Annotated in this window: 23 protein-coding genes; 17 read left to right on the forward strand and 6 right to left on the reverse strand. The window is 72.7% G+C overall.

Translation table 11 applies throughout. The features are described 5' to 3' along the window. Positions 1-51: 51 nt before the first annotated feature. On the reverse strand, positions 52-507 hold the full coding sequence (locus FJQ56_RS01210) for a tellurite resistance TerB family protein (protein ID WP_140007386.1): 456 nt from the start codon (positions 505-507) through the stop codon (positions 52-54). 92 nt (positions 508-599) lie between these two features. On the opposite strand from FJQ56_RS01210, the gene FJQ56_RS01215 reads away from it, so the two are divergent. Next, positions 600-1,517: a TIGR01777 family oxidoreductase gene (locus FJQ56_RS01215; RefSeq protein WP_140007387.1), complete on the forward strand. Its 918-nt coding sequence runs from the start codon at positions 600-602 to the stop codon at positions 1,515-1,517. On the opposite strand, the gene FJQ56_RS01220 is transcribed toward FJQ56_RS01215, so the two are convergent. Further along, positions 1,489-2,061: a nuclear transport factor 2 family protein gene (locus FJQ56_RS01220; protein ID WP_140007388.1), complete on the reverse strand. Its 573-nt coding sequence runs from the start codon at positions 2,059-2,061 to the stop codon at positions 1,489-1,491. The genes FJQ56_RS01215 and FJQ56_RS01220 overlap by 29 nt on opposite strands. A gap of 98 nt (positions 2,062-2,159) precedes the next feature. On the opposite strand from FJQ56_RS01220, the gene lipB reads away from it, so the two are divergent. The 6 genes from lipB (at position 2,160) to FJQ56_RS01250 (ending at position 7,626) form a co-directional block, all read left to right on the forward strand. Beyond that, complete coding sequence (gene lipB / locus FJQ56_RS01225) at positions 2,160-2,891, forward strand: lipoyl(octanoyl) transferase LipB (protein ID WP_211350717.1); 732 nt, start codon at positions 2,160-2,162, stop codon at positions 2,889-2,891. A 99-nt stretch (positions 2,892-2,990) separates the two neighbouring features. Continuing rightward, entirely contained in the window at positions 2,991-3,935 is a 945-nt protein-coding gene (locus tag FJQ56_RS01230) for an ABC transporter ATP-binding protein (protein WP_140007389.1), read from the forward strand. Continuing rightward, positions 3,932-4,924: an ABC transporter permease subunit gene (locus tag FJQ56_RS01235; RefSeq protein ID WP_140007390.1), complete on the forward strand. Its 993-nt coding sequence runs from the start codon at positions 3,932-3,934 to the stop codon at positions 4,922-4,924. The genes FJQ56_RS01230 and FJQ56_RS01235 overlap by 4 nt, the downstream gene beginning before the upstream one ends. 54 nt (positions 4,925-4,978) lie before the next feature. Continuing rightward, positions 4,979-5,848, forward strand: coding sequence for an NAD-dependent epimerase/dehydratase family protein (locus FJQ56_RS01240; protein ID WP_140007391.1), 870 nt, complete (start codon positions 4,979-4,981; stop codon positions 5,846-5,848). A gap of 29 nt (positions 5,849-5,877) precedes the next feature. Further along, the gene (lipA, locus tag FJQ56_RS01245) at positions 5,878-6,828 is read left to right on the forward strand and encodes a lipoyl synthase (RefSeq protein ID WP_246083933.1); all 951 of its coding nucleotides are present in this window, start codon (positions 5,878-5,880) and stop codon (positions 6,826-6,828) included. 45 nt (positions 6,829-6,873) lie between these two features. After that, positions 6,874-7,626: a DUF4191 domain-containing protein gene (locus FJQ56_RS01250; protein WP_140007392.1), complete on the forward strand. Its 753-nt coding sequence runs from the start codon at positions 6,874-6,876 to the stop codon at positions 7,624-7,626. Positions 7,627-7,642: 16 nt separating this feature from the next. Here the strand turns inward: FJQ56_RS01250 and FJQ56_RS01255 are convergent, their stop codons facing one another. Beyond that, positions 7,643-8,077, reverse strand: a complete 435-nt coding sequence (locus tag FJQ56_RS01255) for an RDD family protein (RefSeq protein ID WP_140007393.1) — start codon at positions 8,075-8,077, stop codon at positions 7,643-7,645. A 182-nt stretch (positions 8,078-8,259) separates the two neighbouring features. Between FJQ56_RS01255 and glnA the strand changes: the two genes are divergently transcribed. The 8 genes from glnA (at position 8,260) to FJQ56_RS01295 (ending at position 15,077) form a co-directional block, all read left to right on the forward strand. Continuing rightward, a complete protein-coding gene (glnA, locus tag FJQ56_RS01260) occupies positions 8,260-9,678 on the forward strand; it encodes a type I glutamate--ammonia ligase (RefSeq protein ID WP_140007394.1) in 1,419 nt (472 codons plus the stop codon). A gap of 87 nt (positions 9,679-9,765) precedes the next feature. Continuing rightward, entirely contained in the window at positions 9,766-9,999 is a 234-nt protein-coding gene (locus FJQ56_RS01265) for a hypothetical protein (protein WP_140007395.1), read from the forward strand. 283 nt (positions 10,000-10,282) lie between these two features. Beyond that, on the forward strand, positions 10,283-10,621 hold the full coding sequence (locus FJQ56_RS01270; protein WP_246083934.1) for a transglycosylase family protein: 339 nt from the start codon (positions 10,283-10,285) through the stop codon (positions 10,619-10,621). Between the two features lie 237 nt (positions 10,622-10,858). Next, complete coding sequence (locus FJQ56_RS01275) at positions 10,859-11,062, forward strand: cold-shock protein (RefSeq protein WP_134767068.1); 204 nt, start codon at positions 10,859-10,861, stop codon at positions 11,060-11,062. An 86-nt stretch (positions 11,063-11,148) separates the two neighbouring features. Then, positions 11,149-12,120 (forward strand): 5'-3' exonuclease, encoded by a 972-nt coding sequence (locus FJQ56_RS01280; RefSeq protein ID WP_140007397.1) that lies wholly within the window; start codon positions 11,149-11,151, stop codon positions 12,118-12,120. A gap of 101 nt (positions 12,121-12,221) precedes the next feature. Next, a complete protein-coding gene (locus tag FJQ56_RS01285) occupies positions 12,222-13,634 on the forward strand; it encodes a ferredoxin reductase family protein (RefSeq protein WP_140007398.1) in 1,413 nt (470 codons plus the stop codon). A gap of 4 nt (positions 13,635-13,638) precedes the next feature. After that, on the forward strand, positions 13,639-14,100 hold the full coding sequence (locus FJQ56_RS01290; protein ID WP_140007399.1) for an FMN-binding protein: 462 nt from the start codon (positions 13,639-13,641) through the stop codon (positions 14,098-14,100). Next, the gene (locus FJQ56_RS01295; protein ID WP_246083935.1) at positions 14,097-15,077 is read left to right on the forward strand and encodes an FAD:protein FMN transferase; all 981 of its coding nucleotides are present in this window, start codon (positions 14,097-14,099) and stop codon (positions 15,075-15,077) included. Before FJQ56_RS01290 ends, FJQ56_RS01295 begins: the two co-directional genes overlap by 4 nt. 356 nt (positions 15,078-15,433) lie before the next feature. Here FJQ56_RS01295 and FJQ56_RS22830 read toward each other — a convergent pair whose 3' ends face one another. Further along, complete coding sequence (locus FJQ56_RS22830) at positions 15,434-15,565, reverse strand: hypothetical protein (protein WP_281284649.1); 132 nt, start codon at positions 15,563-15,565, stop codon at positions 15,434-15,436. 71 nt (positions 15,566-15,636) lie between these two features. Here FJQ56_RS22830 and FJQ56_RS01300 point away from each other — a divergent pair, with 71 nt between their 5' ends. Further along, the gene (locus FJQ56_RS01300; protein ID WP_140007400.1) at positions 15,637-16,314 is read left to right on the forward strand and encodes a hypothetical protein; all 678 of its coding nucleotides are present in this window, start codon (positions 15,637-15,639) and stop codon (positions 16,312-16,314) included. Between the two features lie 21 nt (positions 16,315-16,335). Continuing rightward, positions 16,336-17,031 (forward strand): inositol monophosphatase family protein, encoded by a 696-nt coding sequence (locus FJQ56_RS01305; RefSeq protein WP_140007401.1) that lies wholly within the window; start codon positions 16,336-16,338, stop codon positions 17,029-17,031. 39 nt (positions 17,032-17,070) lie between these two features. Here the strand turns inward: FJQ56_RS01305 and uvrA are convergent, their stop codons facing one another. Next, positions 17,071-19,527 (reverse strand): excinuclease ABC subunit UvrA, encoded by a 2,457-nt coding sequence (uvrA, locus tag FJQ56_RS01310; protein ID WP_140007402.1) that lies wholly within the window; start codon positions 19,525-19,527, stop codon positions 17,071-17,073. 248 nt (positions 19,528-19,775) lie between these two features. Next, the gene (locus FJQ56_RS01315; protein ID WP_140007403.1) at positions 19,776-20,333 is read right to left on the reverse strand and encodes a DUF4333 domain-containing protein; all 558 of its coding nucleotides are present in this window, start codon (positions 20,331-20,333) and stop codon (positions 19,776-19,778) included. Positions 20,334-20,348 lie beyond the last annotated feature (15 nt).

Raw genomic sequence — 20,348 nt, forward strand, 5'->3', positions numbered from 1 at the left:
CGACCCGTCGCCCATGGGCGACGGGTCGATGTGATGTGATCTCGGGCAGGACTAGAGCTCGAACTCCGAGGGGTCGATGCCGACGGCGTGGCAGGCCTCGCGGACGACGGCCTTCTCCTGGTCGTCGAAGTTGCCGTCGGCGCCGCCGATGATGATGCCGATCTGGATGACCGCGCGTGCCTCGGCGGGCTTCTTCTTGGTCTTGCCGACCAGCTGGACGAGCTCGACCTTGCCGAGCTGGTAGTCGGCGGCCAGCTTGTTGCAGTTGTCCTCGAAGCGGCTGCTCAGGGTGTCGGGCGGGAAGTTGCCGAGCGCGGCGTTGGAGGTGATCAGGCTCGACACCTTCTGGCGCTCGGCGGCATCGACGGTGCCGTCGGCGGCCGCGACCAGGGCGCACATCGCCATGCTCGCGTCGCGGAACGCGCCGCTCTGCAGGTCGTTCTTCTTCGACAGCAGCTGCGCCTGCATGTCCTGGGTGGCCTGGCGGAGTCGGTTCCAGATGGGCATGCGGTTCCTTCACGGGTCGGTGGGGGTGGTCGTCACCCATCGTGCCCGAGCGCACAACCTCCGGGTGAGCCCCGGTCTGGGAGGCTGAGGACATGTCGACTCCCCTCTCGATCGTGCTCGCCGGCGGTTCCGGCTTCCTCGGCCACCACCTGCGCGAGGCGCTGCGCGAGCGCGGCCACCGCGTCACCTCGCTCGTACGCCGCGAGGCGGCCGGGCCCGACGAGTCCACCTGGGACCCGTACGCCGGGCAGGTCGACCGCACCCTGGTGCGCACCGCCGACGTCGTCGTCAACCTCGCCGGTGCCCCCACCCTCGGCAACCCGCACTCCAAGAAGTGGGCCCGCGAGCTGCGCGAGAGCCGGGTGGTGACCACGCGGCTCCTCGCCGAGACCATCGCCGGTGCCGGGTCCGAGCACCGGCCGGCGTACTTGGCCGGCAACGGCATCTCCTACTACGGCGACCACGGCTCGGCGGTGCTGACCGAGGCCTCCGACACCCGCGGGCACGCCCTGCTGACCGACGTGACCCGTGAGTGGCAGGCCGCGGCCGACCCGGCGGTGGCGGCCGGAGCCCGGGTCTGCGTGCTGCGCACCGCGCCGGTGATGGATCGGCGCGCGGCCCCGCTGCAGCCGCTGCGGCTGCTCTTCAAGGCCGGCCTCGGCGGCCGGATGGGCAACGGTCGCCAGCACATGCCGATGATCTCGCTACGCGACTGGGTCGGGGCCGTGGTCCACCTCGCCGAGCACCCGGACGTGTCTGGCCCGGTCAACCTGTGCCTGCCCCAGGCGCCCACCAACGCCGAGTTCACCCGGGCCCTCGCCTCCGCCGTACGACGCCCCGCCTTCATGCGGGTGCCGGGCGCGGCCCTCAGGGTCGCCGGCGGAGCCATGGCTCCCGAGCTGCTCGGGTCGCTCAACGTGCGGCCCGCGGCGCTGCTGGCCTCGGGGTTCGTCTTCGCCGACCCCGACCTCGAGTCGACCCTCAGGACCGCGCTGGCGGCTGGGGACTGACCGACGCCACCCGCCAGCGGCCGGCGGTGCGGACCAGCACGATCCGCCGGGTCGAGGGCCGGTCGCGCGGCAGGCCACCGACGCTCGCCACCCCCGCGACCCCGACCTGCGCGACCCGGTCGGTGACCACCAGCACCAACCGTCGTCCGCGATCGGACAACACCTGCAGCCGCAGCACCTGCGTGGTGAGCTCGGTGACGCGGGCGCCGCGGTGGGTCCAGGCGCGCAGCATCGCGATGTCACGGGCTCCGGCGACCGACCCCGGCGTGTAGAGCCGGGCCAGCGCGGCCGGGTCGGCGCGCCTCCAGGCCCGCTCCCGGTCGGCGTCCCACCGGCGGAGCACCTCGCGCGCCCGGTGACGCGGGTGCGCGGACGGGGTGGCGGACTGCTCAGGCGCAAGGCGCGGCACCGTCGTCGGGTCCCCGACACCGCCGTCACCGTCGTCGGCGACACCCAGCACCAGCACGCCGCAGGTCACGACCACCCCGCAGAGCCCACCGGCCAGCACGCTGAGCAGCACGCGCGTGAGGGTCCGGGTCGACATGGCTCCAGTAGAGCCGAGATCCGACCCACCGTGCCGAGGTCATCCACAGGCCCGCGGGCACCCCGGCCCCCCGCGCACGACGCGCGTAGGCTGAGCGGGTGCTGAGCTTCCAGGTCGCCGGGCTCGGGTCCGACGCCGTCGACTACCTCGCCGCGTGGGACCTCCAGCGTGCCGTGCACGCCGGGGTCGTCGAGGGCTCCCGCCCCCCGACCGTGCTCCTGCTCGAGCACCCGCCGGTCTACACCGCGGGCAAGCGCACCGACGCCCACGAGCGACCGGCCGATCCCGGCGGCGCCCAGGTGGTCGACGTCGACCGCGGCGGCAAGATCACCTTCCACGGGCCGGGTCAGCTCGTCGGCTACCCGATCGTCGCGCTGCCCGACCACGTCAAGGTCGTCGACTACGTCCGGCGCGTCGAGGAGGCCCTGATCGCCGTGTGCGCCGACCTCGGCGTCGAGACCGCGCGCGTGCCCGGCCGCAGCGGCGTGTGGCTGCGCGCCGACGTCGAGCGCGGCCTGCCCGAGCGCAAGGTCGCCGCCCTCGGCATCCGCGTCAGCCGCGGCGTGACCATGCACGGCTTCTCGCTCAACTGCGACGTCGACCTGTCCTGGTACGACCGGTTCGTCCCCTGCGGCATCGCCGACGCCGGCGTCACGACGCTGTCGGTCGAGACCGGCCGACCGGTCACGGTGCCCGACGTCCTCCCCCTGGTCGAGCGGCACCTGCGAGACCTGCTCGCCTGGGCGCCGTACGACGCCACGCCCGACTACGAGCCGCGCCCCGAGCCCGGCCGCGCGCCGCGCATCGAGCTGGTCCGTCCCGGCGGTTGACCGCTCGCCGCTGACGCGCCGGCGGTGGCCCGCGCGGCGTACCCGTGATCCGGCGGCCGGCCGTGGTCTGATGTCGTCCGCCGACGACGAGGAGCACGTGTGAGTGAGCTGGTGATCGAGACCATCGGGCTGCGCAAGGAGTTCCGCGGGCGCCGCGGGACCCGGGTCGCGGTGCACGACCTCGACCTGGCCGTGCCCGCTGGCGGGGTGCACGGCTTCCTGGGGCCCAACGGATCGGGCAAGACCACGACGATCAGGATGCTGCTGGGCCTGGCCCGCGCCACCGGTGGCCAGATGCGGCTCTTCGGCCAGGTGGTTCCCGCGCACCTGCCCGCGGTGATCGACCGCGTCGGTGCGGTCGTGGAGTCGCCGAAGTTCTCCCCCCACCTCACCGGGGGCCGCAACCTGCTGCTGCTCTCGCGCAGCATCGGCGCCCCGGACACCCAGGTCGACCAGGCCCTGGAGACCGTCGGGCTCACCGGGCGCGACCGGGACCGCTACAAGTCCTACTCACTCGGCATGAAGCAGCGCCTGGCGATCGCCGCGACGCTGCTCAAGGACCCCCAGCTGCTGATCCTCGACGAGCCCACCAACGGCCTGGACCCCGCAGGGATCCGCGAGATCCGCGAGACCATCCGCGACCTCGGCGAGCGCGGGGTCACCGTGCTGCTGAGCTCGCACATCCTCGCCGAGGTGCAGCAGGTCTGCACCTCGGCCACGATCATCGGCAACGGCCGGCTGCTGGCCTCCGGACGCGTCGACGACCTCATCGGCGGCGGTGCGACGGCGTACGCCGTCACCGTGGCCGATCCCGGCCCGGCCACCCGGGCGCTCGCCGCCGCCGGCCTCGCCGCGACACCGGTCGACGAGGGGCTGCGCGTCGAGACCGACGACCCGGCCCTGGTCACCCGGACCCTCGGCGAGGCCGGCATCTGGCTGACCTCGCTGACGCCGCTGCGCCGAGACCTCGAGTCGGTCTTCCTCGAGCTCACCACGACCGACACCCTCGGCCACCAGACCGCCACCGGGGACGGTGCCGCATGAGGCTCCTTCGTGTCGAGCTCACCCGCCTGCGGTGGCGCCGGGCCGTCCTGCTGCTCCTGGCCGCGACCGTCCTCGTCCCCGTGGTGCTCGCGATCGTCAAGGTCGCCGAGCTCGCTCCCCCAAGTCCCGACGCCTACGAGCAGGCCGTCGCCGCGGCTGAGCGCGAGGCGCAGCAGCCCTACGTCCAGGACTCGATCGAGGACTGCATCGCCAATCCCGACGACTACGTCGGCACCGCGATCGAGGACGTCGAAGGCGCCTGCCGCGACTCCTACGCCCCGGTCCCCGAGCAGTTCCTGCCCTCCTCGCTCGACCTCGCCTACGAGCGCGAGGACTCCGGCTACGTGGCGGCCGTCTTCGTCGGGATGATCGCCATCCTCATCGGCACGACGTTCGTCGGCCACGACTGGAACACCGGGTCGATGGGCAACCAGCTGCTCTTCGAGTCCCGACGGCTGCGGGTGTGGGGTGCGAAGGCGGTCGCGGTGACCGCCGCGACCGGGGTCGCTGCGGCCGTGGGCCTCTCTGCGTTCTGGTTCGTCCTGGCGGCCCGCTTCCAGCTCGCCGGGGTGCACGTTCCCGACGGGGCTCTCCTCGCCGGCCTCGAGCAGGGCTGGCGCGGCGCCGGCGTCGCCGCACTGGCCGCCCTGGCCGGGTTCGCGATCACCATGCTGTCCCGCAGCACCGTCTTCACCCTGGGGCTGCTGCTCGGGATCGCGGTGGCCGGCGGCCTGCTCATCTCGTTCTTCGCCGACGACCCCGGCTGGGTCGACCCGACCGTCAACGTCTCCGCCGTGATCCAGGACGGCACGACGTACTACGTCGACGTGCCCGAGTCGTGCTACTCCGACACGAGCTACGACGACACCGGCGACTGCGCCTCGGAGAGAAGGCGCAGCCTGGGTCAGGGGCTCGGCTACCTCGCGATCCTGACACCCGTGGTCGTGGGGGCCTCGGCCGTCTCCTACCGCCGGCGCGACGTGCCCTGAGCCGCAGGCCTGTCCCGGCCGGAATACCTACCGTCCCGACCCGTTGGGCCAGGTATGGAGATCCTGCTGACCGGGGCGACCGGCTACATCGGCAACGCCGTGCTCGAACGACTGCTGGCGACGGGCCACGAGGTCCGTGCCGTGGTGCGCAGCGAGGAGAGGGCCGCAGCGGTCCGGGCGGTCGGGGTGACCCCGGTCGTCGGGGACCTGCTCGACACCGGCTGGTTGCGCGGCCAGCTCGACACCGTGCAGGGCGCCATCCACACCGCGGCCGGCAGCGACGAGAACGACCCGGCGCTCAACGACTCCGTCATCGACGCGGTCCTGGGGTCGTTCGCCGGCACCGACAAGCCGTTCGTGCACACCGGCGGCGTCTGGACCTACGGCGAGGGCTCCGACATCCGCGACGACGACCCGCAGCAGCCGCCCGCGATCACCTCGTGGCGGCCCGCCGGCGAGGAGCGGCTCCTGGCCGCCGACGTCCGCGCGTCGGTCGTGCGGCCCGGCATCGTCTACGGCCACGGCGCCGGCATCCCCGCGATGCTCGCGGGCGGGCCGCGTGACGACTCCGGTGCCCTGGTGCTGATCGGCAGCGGTGAGCAGCACTGGCCGACCGTGCACGTCGACGACCTCGCCGACCTCTACCTGCACGTCCTCGGCAACGCCCCGGGCGGATCGGCGTACGTCGGCGCCAGCGGCACCAACCCGACCGTCCGCGAGCTCGGCGAGGCCGTCGTGGGCCCGGACGGCTCCGTCGTGCGCGGCAGCGCCGAGGAGGCCTCGGGCCGCTTCGGACCGGCCTTCGCCGAGGCCCTCCTGCTCGACCAGCGGTCCTCGGCCCCGGCGGCCAGGTCGCTCGGCTGGCAGCCGTCGGCCCCGGCGCTCGTCGACCTGCTCCGCGACGGCTACCCGGCCGACCGGTGAGTGCCCGCGAGCGACGTAGGATCGACGAAGTGAGCACCACCTCCCTGCCGACCAACCCCACTCCCGAGGGCCGCAAGCTGCTACGCCTCGAGGTCCGCAACGCCGAGACCCCGATCGAGCGCAAGCCCGAGTGGATCAAGACCCGCGCCAAGATGGGTCCCGAATACAACGCGCTGCAGAAGCTGGTCAAGGACGAGGGCCTCCACACCGTCTGCCAGGAGGCGGGCTGCCCCAACATCTTCGAGTGCTGGGAGGACCGCGAGGCGACCTTCCTCATCGGTGGCGAGCAGTGCACCCGGCGCTGCGACTTCTGCCAGATCGACACCGGCAAGCCCGACCCGCTCGACCGCGACGAGCCCCGTCGCGTCGCCGAGTCGGTGCAGAAGATGCAGCTGCGCTACGCCACCATCACCGGCGTGGCCCGCGACGACCTGCCCGACGGCGGCGCCTGGCTCTACGCCGAGACCGTGCGGATGATCCACGAGCTCAACCCCGGCATCGGGGTCGAGAACCTGATCCCCGACTTCAACGGCCGCCCCGAGCAGCTGGCGGAGGTCTTCGAGTCGCGGCCCGAGGTGCTGGCCCACAACGTCGAGACGGTGCCGCGCATCTTCAAGCGGATCCGTCCGGCGTTCCGCTACGAGCGCTCCCTCGACGTGATCACCGCGGCCCGCGACTTCGGCCTGGTCACCAAGTCCAACCTCATCCTCGGCATGGGCGAGACCCGTGAGGAGGTCTCGCAGGCCCTGCGCGACCTGCACGGCGCCGGGTGCGAGCTCATCACCGTCACCCAGTACCTCCGCCCCTCGGTGCGCCACCACCCCGTCGAGCGCTGGGTCAAGCCCGAGGAGTTCGTCGAGCTCGCCGCCGAGGCCGAGGAGATCGGGTTCTCCGGGGTGCTCTCGGGCCCGCTCGTGCGTTCGTCCTACCGTGCCGGTCGGTTGTACCGTCAGGCGATGGACGCCCGCGCGACCGTCTGACCGACGTTCCGCCCGATCGAGCACAAGAGCGAGGCAGCGACACCCATGGCCAAGGAGCCCAAGGCCCCCAAGTCCCCGAAGACCCCGAAGGTCAAGGAGACCGACCCGACCAAGATGAGTCGGAGTCGTCAGATCGTCGAGACCTACCGGATGTCGAAGGAGCACGACCCTCGACTCGGGCTCTGGATGCTCGGGGCGTTCGTGGTGTTCGGCGCGATCGGCTTCGCGCTGGTCTTCCTCGCCTTCGGCGGGCCCGGCACCTTCGGCCTGGTCATCGCGATCCTGATCGGCGTCCTGATGGGCGTGCTCGGCACGATGATCGTCTTCAGCCGACGCGCCCAGCGCGCGGCCTACCACCGTCTCGACGGCCGCGTCGGCGGCGGCGCGCAGGCGCTGACCATGCTGCGTCGCGGCTGGAACGTCGAGCAGATGGTCGGCTTCACCAAGCAGCAGGACATGGTCCACCGCGTGGTCGGGCCTCCCGGAATCGTCCTGGTCGGCGAGGGCAACGCCCACCGGCTGCGGGCGCTGATGGTCTCCGAGCGCAAGAAGCACGAGCGGGTCGCCTTCGCCACGCCCATCCACGAGGTCGTCGTCGGCAACGACGAGGGTCAGGTCCCGCTGCCCAAGCTCGTGCGCCACGTCCAGAAGCTCGGCCGCCAGGTCAAGCCGGCCGAGATCACCGACATCCTGCAGCGGCTCAAGGCACTCGACGCCCAGCGCCCCCGCATCCCCCTGCCGCGCGGCCCCGTGCCGACGTCGATGAAGGGCATGCGCGGCAACATGCGCGGCCGCTGATCCTCGCGACCGCCGACTATCGGCCGACGCGCCCCTGCGGGGTCGCGGCGACCAACGCCCGGAACGTGTCGATCGTGACCGTCGCCGTGCCCGCGACGACGTCGTGCAGCCCACGGCCGTCGGGTCGGAAGACCAGCGGCGGGATCACCAGGGCGACCAGCACCTGGCGCAGGAGCAGACGCAGCGGGTTGATCGGGCGCAGCACCCCGTCGGCCGGTACGACGCGCAGCCGGGTCGCGATCTTGCCGAACGACCCACCCAGCAGCCAGGTGAAGACCACGCTCTCGAGCACGTAGACGCCCAGGGTGACGAACGTGCCCGGGCTGCCCGGCTCGAAGTAGTCCTCGGCCCCGCCCACGACGACGATCGCCACGAGGGTCGAGGCGATCCAGTCGACCAGTAGGGCGAGGATCCGACGCCCCCAGGACGCGGTGGGGATGGCGTCGTTCACGTGGTCAGCCTAGGCGGCAGGCGGTGCGGGCGACCGCGTGGCCGGTCGCGACCAGCGGTGGAGACACCTGTTACGCCGTGGAAACAAACCGGATACGGTCGGGAAACAGCCCGAGAGTTACCTTTCGAGCACCACTGCCACGCGTTCGGCTGCCCCCACGATGGCGCAGCCAAGGAGGACGAATGTTCAAAGACAGCGACGAGCTGCTCGCCTACGTGAAGGACGAGGGCGTCGAGATGATCGACGTCCGCTTCTGCGACCTGCCCGGCATCATGCAGCACTTCACCGTCCCGGTGTCGTCCTTCGACCAGAGCGTCTTCGACGACGGCCTCGGCTTCGACGGCTCCTCGATCCGTGGCTTCCAGGCCATCAACGAGTCCGACATGTCGCTCTTCCCGGACCCGACGACGGCCTACCTCGACCCGTTCCGTACGGCGAAGACGCTGGTCATCAACTTCTTCATCCACGACCCGATCACCGGCGAGCCCTACTCGCGCGACCCGCGCAACATCGCCCGCAAGGCGCTGGCCTACCTGTCCACCACGGGCATCGCCGACACCGCGTTCTTCGCGCCCGAGGCCGAGTTCTACATCTTCGACAAGGTCCGCTACTCGACCGGCGTCAACGAGAGCTACTACCACATCGACTCCGTCGAGGGCTGGTGGAACTCCGGCGCCGAGGGCGACAACCTGGGCTACAAAACCCGCCTCAAGGGCGGCTACTTCCCGGTCGCGCCTTACGACCACTACACCGACCTGCGCGACGAGATGGTCAAGAACCTCGAGGCCAGCGGGCTGCTCGTCGAGCGCGCCCACCACGAGGTCGGCACGGCCGGCCAGGCCGAGATCAACTACCGCTTCGACACGCTGCTCAAGGCCGCCGACGACGTGATGAAGTTCAAGTACATCATCAAGAACACGGCGTGGGCCAACCAGAAGTCGGTCACCTTCATGCCCAAGCCGATCTTCGGCGACAACGGCTCCGGCATGCACGTCCACCAGTCGCTGTGGAACGGCGGCGAGCCGCTGTTCTACGACGAGACCGGCTACGGCGGGCTGTCCGACATGGCGCGCTGGTACATCGGCGGCATCCTCAAGCACGCCCCGTCGCTGCTGGCCTTCACGAACCCGACGGTGAACTCGTTCCACCGCCTGGTCCCCGGCTTCGAGGCGCCGATCTCGCTGGTCTACTCCTCGCGCAACCGCTCGGCGTCGGTCCGGATCCCGATCACCGGCTCCAACCCCAAGGCCAAGCGCATCGAGACCCGCTTCCCGGACCCGTCGGCCAACCCCTACCTGGCCTTCTCGGCCCTGCTGCTCGCCGGCATCGACGGCATCAAGAACAAGATCGAGCCGGCCGCCCCGATCGACAAGGACATCTACGAGCTCCCGCCGGACGAGATGGCCGAGATCGACCAGGTGCCGACCTCCCTCGGCGCGGTCCTCGACGCCCTCGAGGCCGACCACGACTACCTGACGGCCGGCAACGTGTTCACGCCCGACCTGATCGAGACGTGGATCGACTACAAGCGCGTGCACGAGATCGCCCCGGTCCAGCTGCGCCCGCACCCGCACGAGTTCGAGCTCTACTACGACATCTGATCGACCCCGATCGCGACCGCCCCTCGGCAGCCTCACCGGCAGCCGGGGGGCGCTGCGCGTCTCCTGACCTGAGGTGACTTCTTCAGCATGACGCTCGACGGGGTGGGTTCGCTGCTCGGTCTCGTGGGCGCACCGTTCTGGCTCTACGCCGTCGGCACACTCGCGGTCACCCAACGCGATCCGGGAGGAGCAGTCGACCGGTCCGTAGCCCAGGTCCTCGCCGAGCTCCTCGCCGCCGAGGAGCGCTTCGTCGAGCGGCGGGTCGCCGCGCTCAGCAGGGCAGACCGAGCTCCTGGGTCGAAGATCCGTGCCATCTGGTGACTCGAACCTTCGAGCCTGCCGAGCCGTCCCTGGCGCCTGCCCCTGCGGCGAGGCGCTGTGACCCGGACCACCTGGGCATCGTGAGCAACACCGCAGTCCCTTGAAGCCGCGCCGGCCACCTGCCTACGGTCGCCCGGTCCCGCGGTCTGCGGGACGTCCGCCGGTCACGCCCCTCCTGCCCGGCCGGCGGTCGAACGCGATCCACCGCATCGTCGGTGGTCGTGGGCAGGAGCGGAGCCGCCGTCGACGTGCTCCGTCGGCGTCCCGGAGACATCACATGCGCATGCGCACCATCATCAGCACAGCCGCCGTCGCCGCCCTCACCGCCGTACCGCTGGCGACCCAGACCCAGTCACCCGCCTCCGCCCTCGAGAGCCAGCGCACCTGGAACCGGCTCGCCGAGTGCGAGTCCGGGCAGGACTGGGACATCAACACCGGCAACGGCTACTACGGCGGGCTGCAGATCAGCGGGGACACCTGGGCGGCCTACCGCGGTCACTGGATCGCCCCGCGGCCCGACAAGGCCAGCAAGGCCGGGCAGATCAAGGTGGCCGAGCGGATCCTGAACGACCAGGGGTGGGGCGCGTGGCCGTCCTGCTCGCAGCAGATCGGCGTCGCCTGATCGACCTTCGGCCGAGGTCGTTTCCACAAAGGACCGTGCCGAAGTTCCCCTTCAGCCATCGAGGGGCTACGCTCGGAGATGTTGAAGGGATGGCGCTGCAGGCCATCCGGTGCCGCGCACCAAGTCGCGGCCCATAGTTCGTACTTCTGGTATTCGGTTCGCTGGACATCAGCACGGTGAATGTCTTCAGCGGCTCGAGAGCACAGTGTTCTCGGCACCGAACAAAGGAACAAGATCATGGCTCAGGGCACCGTCAAGTGGTTCAACGCTGACAAGGGCTTCGGCTTCATCGCTCAGGATGGCGGCGGCGAGGACGTCTTCGTCCACTTCTCCGCGATCCAGACCAGCGGCTACAAGTCGCTCGACGAGAACCAGAAGGTCGAGTTCGACCTCGCCCAGGGCCCCAAGGGTCCCCAGGCTGAGAACGTTCGCGTTTCCTGATCTCACTCGAAAGGCCCCGACCGCTCGCGGTCGGGGCCTTTCGTGCGTCCTGACCCGCTCCCTGGGCGTGGCCTAGGCTGCGGGGCATGGCGCTCCTCCTCGCGGTCGACGCGCCGTCGCTGCTGCACCGCAACCACCACGCCCGCGTGGGCTCGGACCTGCGCGACCTCGGCAACCGGCCGGCATGGGCCCTCAACGGCATGCTGCGCCAGGTCATCGAGGCGGTCGACCGGTTCGACCCCGACCGGCTCGTCCTCGGCTTCGACGACCGCCGGTCCTCGGTGCGGACCACGACCTACCCGGCCTACAAGGCGGGTCGGGCCGAGAAGCAGCCCGAGCTCGTCGACCAGCTCGACCGGGCCGCCGCCATGCTCGACGCGGCCGGGCTGCACACCGTCACCCCCGAGGGGCTCGAGGCCGACGACGTCAGCGCGTCGGCGGCCGCGTGGGCCGAGCGCGAGGGCTGGCAGTGCGTCGTCATCACCTCCGACCGCGACACCTTCGCCCACCTCAGCGGGACGACGCGGGTGCTGCGCCTGATCGACGGCGGCATCCACGGCTCTCCGCTCCTCGACCCCGCCCGGCTCTTCACGATGTACGGCGTCGCAGCCGAGCACTACCTCGACTACGCGGCGCTGCGCGGCGACGCCAGCGACAACCTGCCAGGCGTCGCCGGCATCGGCGAGAAGTCCGCGGCGCTGCTGCTGGCGGGCATGGGCTCCATGCAGGAGGTCTGGGCCGACATCGAGCACGCCGGGGGCGCCAACCTGGTGGCCACGCTCGACTCCTTCGCCGCGGAGTCCGGCGGACGGCGTACCGGGGCGGGGGCGCTGCGCAAGCTCACCGCGGAGGGCGCGCGGGAGCAGTTCGAGTTCAACCGCGCCATGATGACCAGCCGCGACGACGTCGATCTCGGGCTGACGACCGGCGACGACTCCCCCGGGCGCCTGCCGCTGGATCCCGACGTCGTGGCACGCGTCGTGGGCTACCTGGGGGTCGCCGACACGACCGACCTCGCGCTGCGGGTGCTCGCGCGCTCAGCCCTGAGCAACGAATGACCGGTCGCCAGCGCCCCGTTCTCCCACGACGCACTCGCGTCCACAGGTGACGCACAGACGCCACGGGTCGCACACCCAGGTCGCCACCGCACAGTCAGGGCATGAGCCTGACCGCCCCGCGCCCGATCGCCCTGGACCCGCGGACGCCGCCTGTGCTCGACCACCGGGCGCGCCACGACGCGACCGTCCGGCAGACGGCGGGAGCAGCCCTGTGGCTGAGCCTGCTGCTCGTCACCTACTGGTGGGTGTCCGGCGCCGGCCTGCAGGACCTCGGCGACTGGGGTGACGGGCTCACCTCGCTCGGTCGGCTGACCGGGCTGGTCTCCTCGGTGCTGCTGCTGGCCCAGGTGCTGCTGATGGCCCGGGTGCCGGCGCTCGAGGCGGCGTACGGCCAGGACCGGCTGGCCCGCATCCACCGCGTCGTCGGCTTCACGTCGTTCGCGCTCATGGTGGCGCACGTCGTGCTCGTCACCTGGGGGTACGCCGCCGGGTCGCTGCTCGACAGCCCCGCGACGCTGTGGGACCTCACCGTCGACTACCCCGGCATGCTGCTCGCCGCCGCCGGCAGCCTGTGCCTGGTGATGGTCGTGGTGACCAGCGTCCGGGCGGCGCGCCGTCGGCTGCGCTACGAGTCGTGGCACCTCTTGCACCTCTACGCCTACCTCGGCGTCGGGCTCGCGCTACCCCACCAGCTGTGGACCGGCCAGGACCTGGTGTCCTCGACCGCCCGCACCGTGTTCTGGTGGAGCGCCTGGGGCCTGATCGCCGCTGCCGTGCTCGTCTGGCGGGTCGCGCTGCCGCTGACCCGGACCCTGCGTCACGACCTGCGGGTCACCCACCTCGTGCCCGAGGCACCCGGCGTCGTGTCGGTCCACCTCACGGGGCGCCGCCTGGACCTGCTCGACGTCGAGGCCGGGCAGTTCCTCGTCTGGCGGTTCCTCGGGCGCCGCGGCTGGACGCGCGCCAACCCCTACTCCCTCTCGGCCGCCCCCGACGGCCGCACGCTGCGCATCACGGTGCAGGCGGTCGGCGACGGCAGCGCCGCGCTCGCGATGCTCCGACCCGGCACCCGCGCCGTCGTGGAGGGCCCCTACGGACGGCTCAGCCCGCGGGCCCGCAGCCGGCGCAAGGTCGCGCTGATCGGTGCGGGTGCGGGCCTCGCGCCCCTGCGGTCGCTCGCCGAGGGGCTCGACTACGCACCCGGCGAGGCCGTGCTCCTGCACCGCTACTCCGAGCACGCCCTGTTCGCCCGCGAGATCGCCGCGCTGGGCGCAGCCCGCGGGCTGGGCGTCGTACCCCTGCCTGGACGGCGGCGTACGCCGGGCTCGTGGCTCGGCACGGGCGTCCACCCGCAGGTCGACGACCTGCGGGCCCTGCAGCACTGGGTGCCCGACATCGCGGAGCGCGACGTCTACGTCTGCGGTCCGCGCGCCTGGACCGACCTGGTCCGTGTCGACCTCCACCGTGCCGGGCTGCCGCCCGAGCACCTCCACCTCGAGACGTTCGGATGGTGACCCGATGACCCGGATCTCCCTGTGGGCCCTGAGCACGCTCAGCGCCCTGGTCCTGCTGTTCGGCTACCACACGTCGACGGTCGGACCGTCGGCCGCGACCTCGCCGACCGCGGTCTACTCCGGCTCCGTCGCCGGTGCCCCACCGGCGGACTCGACGGGCACCAACACCTCCGGCACCGCCGGCACCGCCGCGCAAACCTTCACCGGCGCCGCGGCGGACACCCGGTGGGGGCCGGTGCAGGTCGCGATCACCGTGGACGACGGCACGATCACCGACGTCCAGGTGCCGACGTACCCGACAGGCAACCCGAAGGACGCCGAGATCAACGGCTACGCCCTGCCGATCCTGGTGCGGTCGACGCTCGACACGCAGAGCGGCGACGTCGACATGGTCAGCGGCGCGACCGTCACCAGCGGTGGCTACCAGCAGTCGCTGCAGAGCGCGCTCGACCAGGCCGGACTGTGACCGCGTCGCGCCCGTGGCGGGCCGTGGAGCAGGTCATGGGCCTGCCGGTCAGCGTCGCGCTGCGCGGCCGGCACGCGGGCGACGCGCGCGGTCGGGCGGCCTGGGCGGCGGTCGTCTCGGAGCTGCGGGAGGTCGACCGCGTGTTCAGCACCTACCGGCCCGACTCCGTCGTGTCGCGTCTGGACCGTGGCGAGATCCCGCTTCACGATGTACCGCCCGAGGTGCACGAGGTCCTGGCCCTCGGCGAGCGTGCGCGCCGCGAGTCCGCCGGCGCGTTCGACGTACGCCGCCCCGACGCCACCGGGGTTGTGCGTCTCGACCCCAGCGGCGTCGTCAAGGGCTGGGCCGTGCAGCGCGCCTGCGCCCACCTCGCGGCCCTGACCGACACCGACTTCTGCCTGGGTGGCGGCGGCGACCTCGTGGGCCGCGTGGTCGACCCCGACTCCCCCGCCTGGCAGGTCGGGATCGAGGACCCGCACGACCCGACCCGACTGGTGGCCCGCGTGCCGCTGCGCGACGGCGCGGTCGCGACCTCCGCCGAGACCCATCGCGGCGCCCACGTCGTCGACGCCCGCACCGGCCTGCGACCCCGCGGCCTGGCCTCGGTCACGGTCACGGCCCCCGACCTGACGACCGCCGACATTGAGGCGACCGCGGCCTTCGCGATGGGCGTCGATGGGATCGACTGGCTGGCGGTGCGAACCGACGCCACCGACCGGACCGTCCTCGTGGTCCTGGCCGACGGCACGGTCCTCGCGACTCAGTCCGCGCGGTGCCTGGCGGCGTCGTCGCCCGTGGTGGCCTCGCCCGTCGGAGCGGGTGCGGCCGGGGGCTCCGGCGCGCCTGGGGAGACCGGGACTCCCGGAGCCGGGGTGACCGCGTCCTGGGGCGTGCCCGGAGTGACCGGCGCCGGGTCGGCGCCCGGGGTGCCGTCGAGCGTGGAGGCCTTCATGTCCGGGCCGGTGACCGGCCGGTAGTCCTTGGCGCCGGTGTCGACCCGCGGGTCGAGCCGGTCGGCCTCGCGGACGACGTCCTCCTGGGCGGCGCGCTCGTGGTCGAGGTCGCGGTGCGCGTCGACGGCCACCCGCTCGGCCTGCTCGGCCTCGGCGCGGGCCCGCTCGGCCTCCACCTCGGCCAGCTGGGCGCGCTGGGCGGCGGTCTGCACGTCGGGGGTGCGCCCGGCCGCCTCGCCACGCAGGCTCTCGGCGCGAGCCAGCCGCTCCTGGTCACGGCGCCGGGCCTGGCGCTTGCGGAGGAACGCGGCGAGAGCGAGCAGCAGCAGCACCACGGCCACTGCGACGACGATCCACACGATCTGGTCGGTGTCCATGGCTCAGCTCCCCTCGGGCTCGGGAGCAGGCGACGTCTGCGGGTCGGCGTAGGGCTGGGTGGGTTCGAGGCTCGGCACCACGTCGGGGTGCTCCTCGGGAGTGGCCGGCTGCGGGTCCTGGGGCGTGGTGGTCATCGCACCACCGTCCCGCGCGCCACTGCTGCGATCTCCACCCGCGAAGGTGGGACCTGGGAGAGACTGACCCGGTGCGCACCGCGATCCCGGCCGTCCTGACCGTGGTGGTGCTGGCCGGCTGTGGCGGCGTCAACCACCCGCCGGGCGCGCGGCAGCCCCACGCCACCGACCCGGCCGCCACCTCCTCGTCCGGCGGGCTCATCGTCCTCTCCGAGACCAGCGATCCCAGCGATCCCGCTGCCCCCGAGCCGATCGCGTTCACCGGCACCGTCGACCTGGTCGAGGGCGTGTGGTTCCTGGGCCGCGACCTCCTCGACCTGCCCGACGACCCCACCGCGGGGCAGCGCAACGGCCTGTTGGGAGCCAGCGGCGGCGACATCGTCGATATCTTCAGCCCGGCGCTCTACGGGCAGTACCGGGTCGAGGTGCGCGAGCTCGACCGCCGCCCGCCCGTCCTGTCGTGGTGCGAGGACGTCGTGGAGGTCTCCTACCGGCACCGGGGTGGTCAGCTCGTGATGGGCGGGTTCGAGGACGACCAGCAACTCGGTCGGTTGACCGAGGGCAGCTACCGGGTGCGCTTGTGCGTCGAGGGCCTGGACCGGGTGGTCGCCGAGACCGAGGAGGAGGAGTTCCAGACCTACTCCAGCCGCTGGCTGTTCCAGCTGTGGCCGGCCCGGCGCGCCCCCGACCGGGTGCTGCGCGTCGGCTCGACGTTCGCCGAGGAGGCCCACGCCGGCGTGCGCGGCTGACCGGTTCGCTACGTTCCCCCCGTGGAGACCGATACCGTCCTGGGCCTGCTGCAGGACGTCGCAGCCGAGGTGATCACCCCACGGTTCCGGGCCCTCGGTCGCGGCGACGTGAGCAGCAAGCGGCGGCCCGGTGACCTGGTGACCGTGGCCGATCGCGAGGCCGAGGTGCTGATCACCGCGGGCCTGCAGGCCGGCTACCCGGACGCCCTCGTGCTCGGCGAGGAGGCGGTCGCGGCCGACCCCGCGCTGCTCGCGAGGTGGGCAGGCGCCGAGCACTCCTTCACCGTCGACCCCGTCGACGGCACCCGCCACTTCGTCCACGGCTCCCCCGACCACGCCGTGATGGTCGCCGAGCTGCGCTCCGGCACCGTCGTGCGCAGCTGGATCTGGCAGCCCCAGCACCGCACGGCGTACGTCGCCGAGCGCGGCGCCGGGGCGTGGCGCGACGGCGTCCGCCTCGACGGCACCCAGGCCGCGACGACGCGCGGGCGCACCGGCACCTGCTGCGGCGTCGACTACCCGCGCCTGGCGACCGGCGAGGCGCGGTGGGGGTGCTGGCTCAAGACCAAGCCCTGGGACCACGCGCCCGGCTCGCTGCTGCTGACCGAGGCCGGGGGGACCGTCGCCGGCGTGCGGGGCACGGCGTACCGCCCGGCGGCTCCGCCGCGACTGCTGGTGGCCCGGTCGCCGCGACGAGGCGCGCCGACCGCGACGTAGTCCGTCGTGGGTTCGACGACGCGCCGTCGGGCGCGCCGGTCACCGCCGGCGTCCGAGCCGCTGCGCCAGGTACGGCGCCGTGGCGCTGCCGGCTGCCTCCGCGACCTGCGCGGGGGTGCCGGCGGCGACCACGGACCCGCCGGCGTCTCCCCCGCCGGGCCCGAGGTCGATGACCCAGTCGGCGGTGGCGATCGTGTCGAGGTCGTGCTCCACCAGCACGACCGTGTTGCCGGCGTCGACCAGCCGGTGCAGCTGGCGGACCAGGAGCGCGGTGTCAGCCGGGTGCAGGCCCGCGGTGGGCTCGTCGAGGAGGTAGAGCGCGTGCCCGCGCCGGGCGCGCTGCAGCTCGGTGGCCAGCTTGATCCGCTGGGCCTCGCCGCCGCTGAGCTCGGTGGCGGGCTGCCCGAGCCGTAGGTAGCCCAGCCCGACCTCGCGCAGCGTCTCCAGGCTGCGTGAGGCGGCCGGCACGTCGGCCAGGAACTCCGCGGCCTCGTCGACCGAGAGGGCCAGCACCTGGGCGACGTTGCGGTCGCGGTAGGTGACCTCGAGGGTCGCGGCGTCGTACCGAGCCCCGTGGCAGGTCGGGCACGGGGCGTAGGTGCCGGGCAGGAACATCAGCTCCACGGACACGAAGCCCTCCCCCTGGCACGTCTCGCACCGGCCCTCGGCGACGTTGAAGGAGAACCGGCCGGCGGAGTAGCCGCGCCGGCGGGCCTCGTCGGTCCCGGCGAAGACCTTGCGCACGGCGTCGAAGAGACCGGTGTAGGTCGCCAGGTTGGACCGCGGGGTGCGCCCGATCGGGCGCTGGTCGACCCGCACCAGCCGGTCGAACGCCTCGAGCCCGGCCGCATCGTCGACGTCGATCTCGAGAGCCGCCTCGTCCGGGTCCTCCGGCGCCAGGCCGAGGCGGTCGCGGACGAGCTCGGCCAGCACCTGCGTCACCAGGGTCGACTTGCCGGAGCCGGAGACTCCGGTGACGGCGGTGAGCACGCCCAGGGGGACGTCGACCGAGACGTCGTCCAGGTTGTGGCGGGTCACGCCGCGCAGGTGCAGCCAGCCGTGCGGCGCGCGGGGCTCGTGCTCGAGCGGCGCCACGCGGTCGAAGAGGTAGTCGCCGGTGACCGAGCCGTCGACGGGCTCGAGGCCCGCGACCGGGCCGCTGTAGAGCACCCGCCCACCGGCCTCGCCGGCACCCGGCCCGATGTCGACGACCCAGTCGGCCCGACGTACGACGTCGAGGTCGTGCTCGACGACGAAGAGGGTGTTGCCCGCCGCCTTGAGCCGGTCGAGCACGTCGAGGAGCGGCTCGGCGTCGGCGGGGTGCAGCCCGGCCGAGGGCTCGTCGAGCACGTAGACGACCCCGAACAGGCCCGAGCGCAGCTGGGTCGCGATGCGCAGGCGCTGCGCCTCGCCGGGCGAGAGCGTCGTCGACCCGCGGCCCAGGCTGAGGTAGCCGAGGCCGAGGTCGAGCAGCACCTCCAAGCGGGCCACCAGGTCCGCGCAGATCCGGACCGCGGCCTCCGTGGAGCCGCCGCCGTCACCGTCGTCGGGGCCGGCCTCGGCGACCGGACGCAGCAGGGCGACCACCTCGGCGAAGGGCAGCGCGTTGACCTCGGCGATCGACCGACCCGCGAACGTCACCGCCAGCGACTCGGGCTTCAGGCCGCTGCCGTGGCACACCGTGCAGGTCGAGTCGCGCACGAACCGCAGGGCCCGCTCACGCATGCGCTCGCTCTGCGAGTCGGACAGCACGTGCATCACGTGCTTGCGGGCGCTCCAGAACTTGCCGTAGTAGCCGTGGTCGATCCGGTCGCGCTCGGGCTTGATCAGCACCGACGGCTGCTCGTCGGTGAACAGCAGCCAGTCGCGGTCCTTCTTGGCCAGCCGCTGCCAGGGCCGGTCGACGTCGATGCCCAGGCCGGTGACGATGCTGCGCAGGTTGGCGCCCTGCCAAGCCCCCGGCCAGGCGGCGATCGCACCGTCGCGGATGCTCAGCGACGGGTCCGGGACGAGCAGGTCCTCGGCGACGTCGTGCTCGACCCCGAGCCCGCCGCAGCGCGGGCAGGCGCCGGCGGCGGTGTTGGGCGAGAAGGCCTCGGCCGCGAGGTGGTCGGCGCCGTCGGGGTAGTCGCCGGCGCGGGAGTAGAGCATCCGCAGCAGGTTGGACAGCGTGGTGATGGTGCCGACGGTGGAGCGCGAGCTCGGCGCCCCGCGGCGCTGCTGCAGGGCCACGGCGGGCGGGAGCCCGGTGATCTCCTGCACGTGCGGCGCCCCGACCTGCTGCAGCAGGCGTCGCGCGTAGGGCGCGACCGACTCGAAGTAGCGACGCTGCGCCTCGGCGTACAACGTGCCGAAGGCGAGGGACGACTTGCCGGAGCCGGAGACGCCGGTGAAGGCGACGAACGCGTTGCGCGGCAGGTCGACGTCGACGTCGCGCAGGTTGTGCTCGCTGGCGCCGCGCACCCGGACGTAGGGGTCGGTGCCGTCGTCGCTCATGCCCCCTGCCTACCGTCTCGAGCCACCTGGAGCACCCTGGCTCACCCCACCAGGCGATGGCGGGGGCGCCGAGTCGGCGCCGGCACTGGCCTTTCCGGGCACTGGGGAGAGGGGTCCAGCCGGACCCCTCTCCCCAGTGCCCGGAAGGAAGGCCACGAGCTCATGGCCTGCGGTGACGACCCAGCCGGGGTGTCGGAGGCGTGCACGCCTGGCGCACGCACCACGTCGTCACCGGCCGAGGCCGGCCGTCACGGCAGGGGCTCGTCGGCGACCTTGATGTCGAAGCCGACCTTCGGGCCCTCGGCGGAGGTGACGGTCACGGTCGTCTCGAGCCGGTCCTCGCCCGCGGTGAGGATGCAGGTGGTCGTCGCGCCGACCCGGCCGGGCAGGTCGTCGGGGCAGTCGACGGCGTCGGGCGCCGTCCCGCCGGACAGCTCGGTGAGCTTGGCGGTCACCTCGGGCTCGAGCTCGTCGGGCTCGACGGTCTGACCCGGGTCGGGGTCGGTGCTGAAGGAGAGCTTGCCGTCGTCGACAGAGGTCACCGTGACGGTCAGGCCGTAGCGGTCGCCGCGGACGTCGCTGGCGTGGCACCGCTGCTCGGCGCCCTTCTCGGCCTTGATCTCGCCGTCGCACGAGACGTCGCTGATCTTGGTGTCCGGGTTCTGCTTCTGCTGCTCCGTGGCGACTCGGTCGGCCAGCTTCGAGGCAGAGACCGCCTCGTTCTCGGTCGACGAGCTGCACCCGCCCGCCGCCACGGCGACGAGGAGCACGACCGGCAGGACGCTACGGAGGACGGAGGCTCGCATGGCGAGATGATGGCA

Source organism: Nocardioides plantarum, from assembly GCF_006346395.1.
In the GTDB taxonomy this organism is placed as follows: Bacteria; Actinomycetota; Actinomycetes; order Propionibacteriales; family Nocardioidaceae; genus Nocardioides; species Nocardioides plantarum.

What these genes read in the sequence shown, in the direction of transcription:
- FJQ56_RS01215 (WP_140007387.1), top strand. Translation starts at nt 600, where the DNA reads ATGTCGACTCCCCTCTCGATCGTGCTCGCCGGCGGTTCCGGCTTCCTC.
- FJQ56_RS01265 (WP_140007395.1), top strand. Translation starts at nt 9,766, where the DNA reads ATGACGCTCGACGGGGTGGGTTCGCTGCTCGGTCTCGTGGGCGCACCG.
- FJQ56_RS01235 (WP_140007390.1), top strand. Translation starts at nt 3,932, where the DNA reads ATGAGGCTCCTTCGTGTCGAGCTCACCCGCCTGCGGTGGCGCCGGGCC.
- FJQ56_RS01240 (WP_140007391.1), top strand. Translation starts at nt 4,979, where the DNA reads ATGGAGATCCTGCTGACCGGGGCGACCGGCTACATCGGCAACGCCGTG.
- FJQ56_RS22830 (WP_281284649.1), bottom strand. Translation starts at nt 15,565, where the DNA reads ATGACCACCACGCCCCAGGACCCGCAGCCGGCCACTCCCGAGGAGCAC.
- FJQ56_RS01275 (WP_134767068.1), top strand. Translation starts at nt 10,859, where the DNA reads ATGGCTCAGGGCACCGTCAAGTGGTTCAACGCTGACAAGGGCTTCGGC.
- uvrA (WP_140007402.1), bottom strand. Translation starts at nt 19,527, where the DNA reads ATGAGCGACGACGGCACCGACCCCTACGTCCGGGTGCGCGGCGCCAGC.
- FJQ56_RS01220 (WP_140007388.1), bottom strand. Translation starts at nt 2,061, where the DNA reads ATGTCGACCCGGACCCTCACGCGCGTGCTGCTCAGCGTGCTGGCCGGT.
- FJQ56_RS01280 (WP_140007397.1), top strand. Translation starts at nt 11,149, where the DNA reads ATGGCGCTCCTCCTCGCGGTCGACGCGCCGTCGCTGCTGCACCGCAAC.
- FJQ56_RS01285 (WP_140007398.1), top strand. Translation starts at nt 12,222, where the DNA reads ATGAGCCTGACCGCCCCGCGCCCGATCGCCCTGGACCCGCGGACGCCG.
- glnA (WP_140007394.1), top strand. Translation starts at nt 8,260, where the DNA reads ATGTTCAAAGACAGCGACGAGCTGCTCGCCTACGTGAAGGACGAGGGC.
- FJQ56_RS01270 (WP_246083934.1), top strand. Translation starts at nt 10,283, where the DNA reads ATGCGCACCATCATCAGCACAGCCGCCGTCGCCGCCCTCACCGCCGTA.
- FJQ56_RS01210 (WP_140007386.1), bottom strand. Translation starts at nt 507, where the DNA reads ATGCCCATCTGGAACCGACTCCGCCAGGCCACCCAGGACATGCAGGCG.
- FJQ56_RS01250 (WP_140007392.1), top strand. Translation starts at nt 6,874, where the DNA reads ATGGCCAAGGAGCCCAAGGCCCCCAAGTCCCCGAAGACCCCGAAGGTC.
- FJQ56_RS01290 (WP_140007399.1), top strand. Translation starts at nt 13,639, where the DNA reads ATGACCCGGATCTCCCTGTGGGCCCTGAGCACGCTCAGCGCCCTGGTC.
- FJQ56_RS01315 (WP_140007403.1), bottom strand. Translation starts at nt 20,333, where the DNA reads ATGCGAGCCTCCGTCCTCCGTAGCGTCCTGCCGGTCGTGCTCCTCGTC.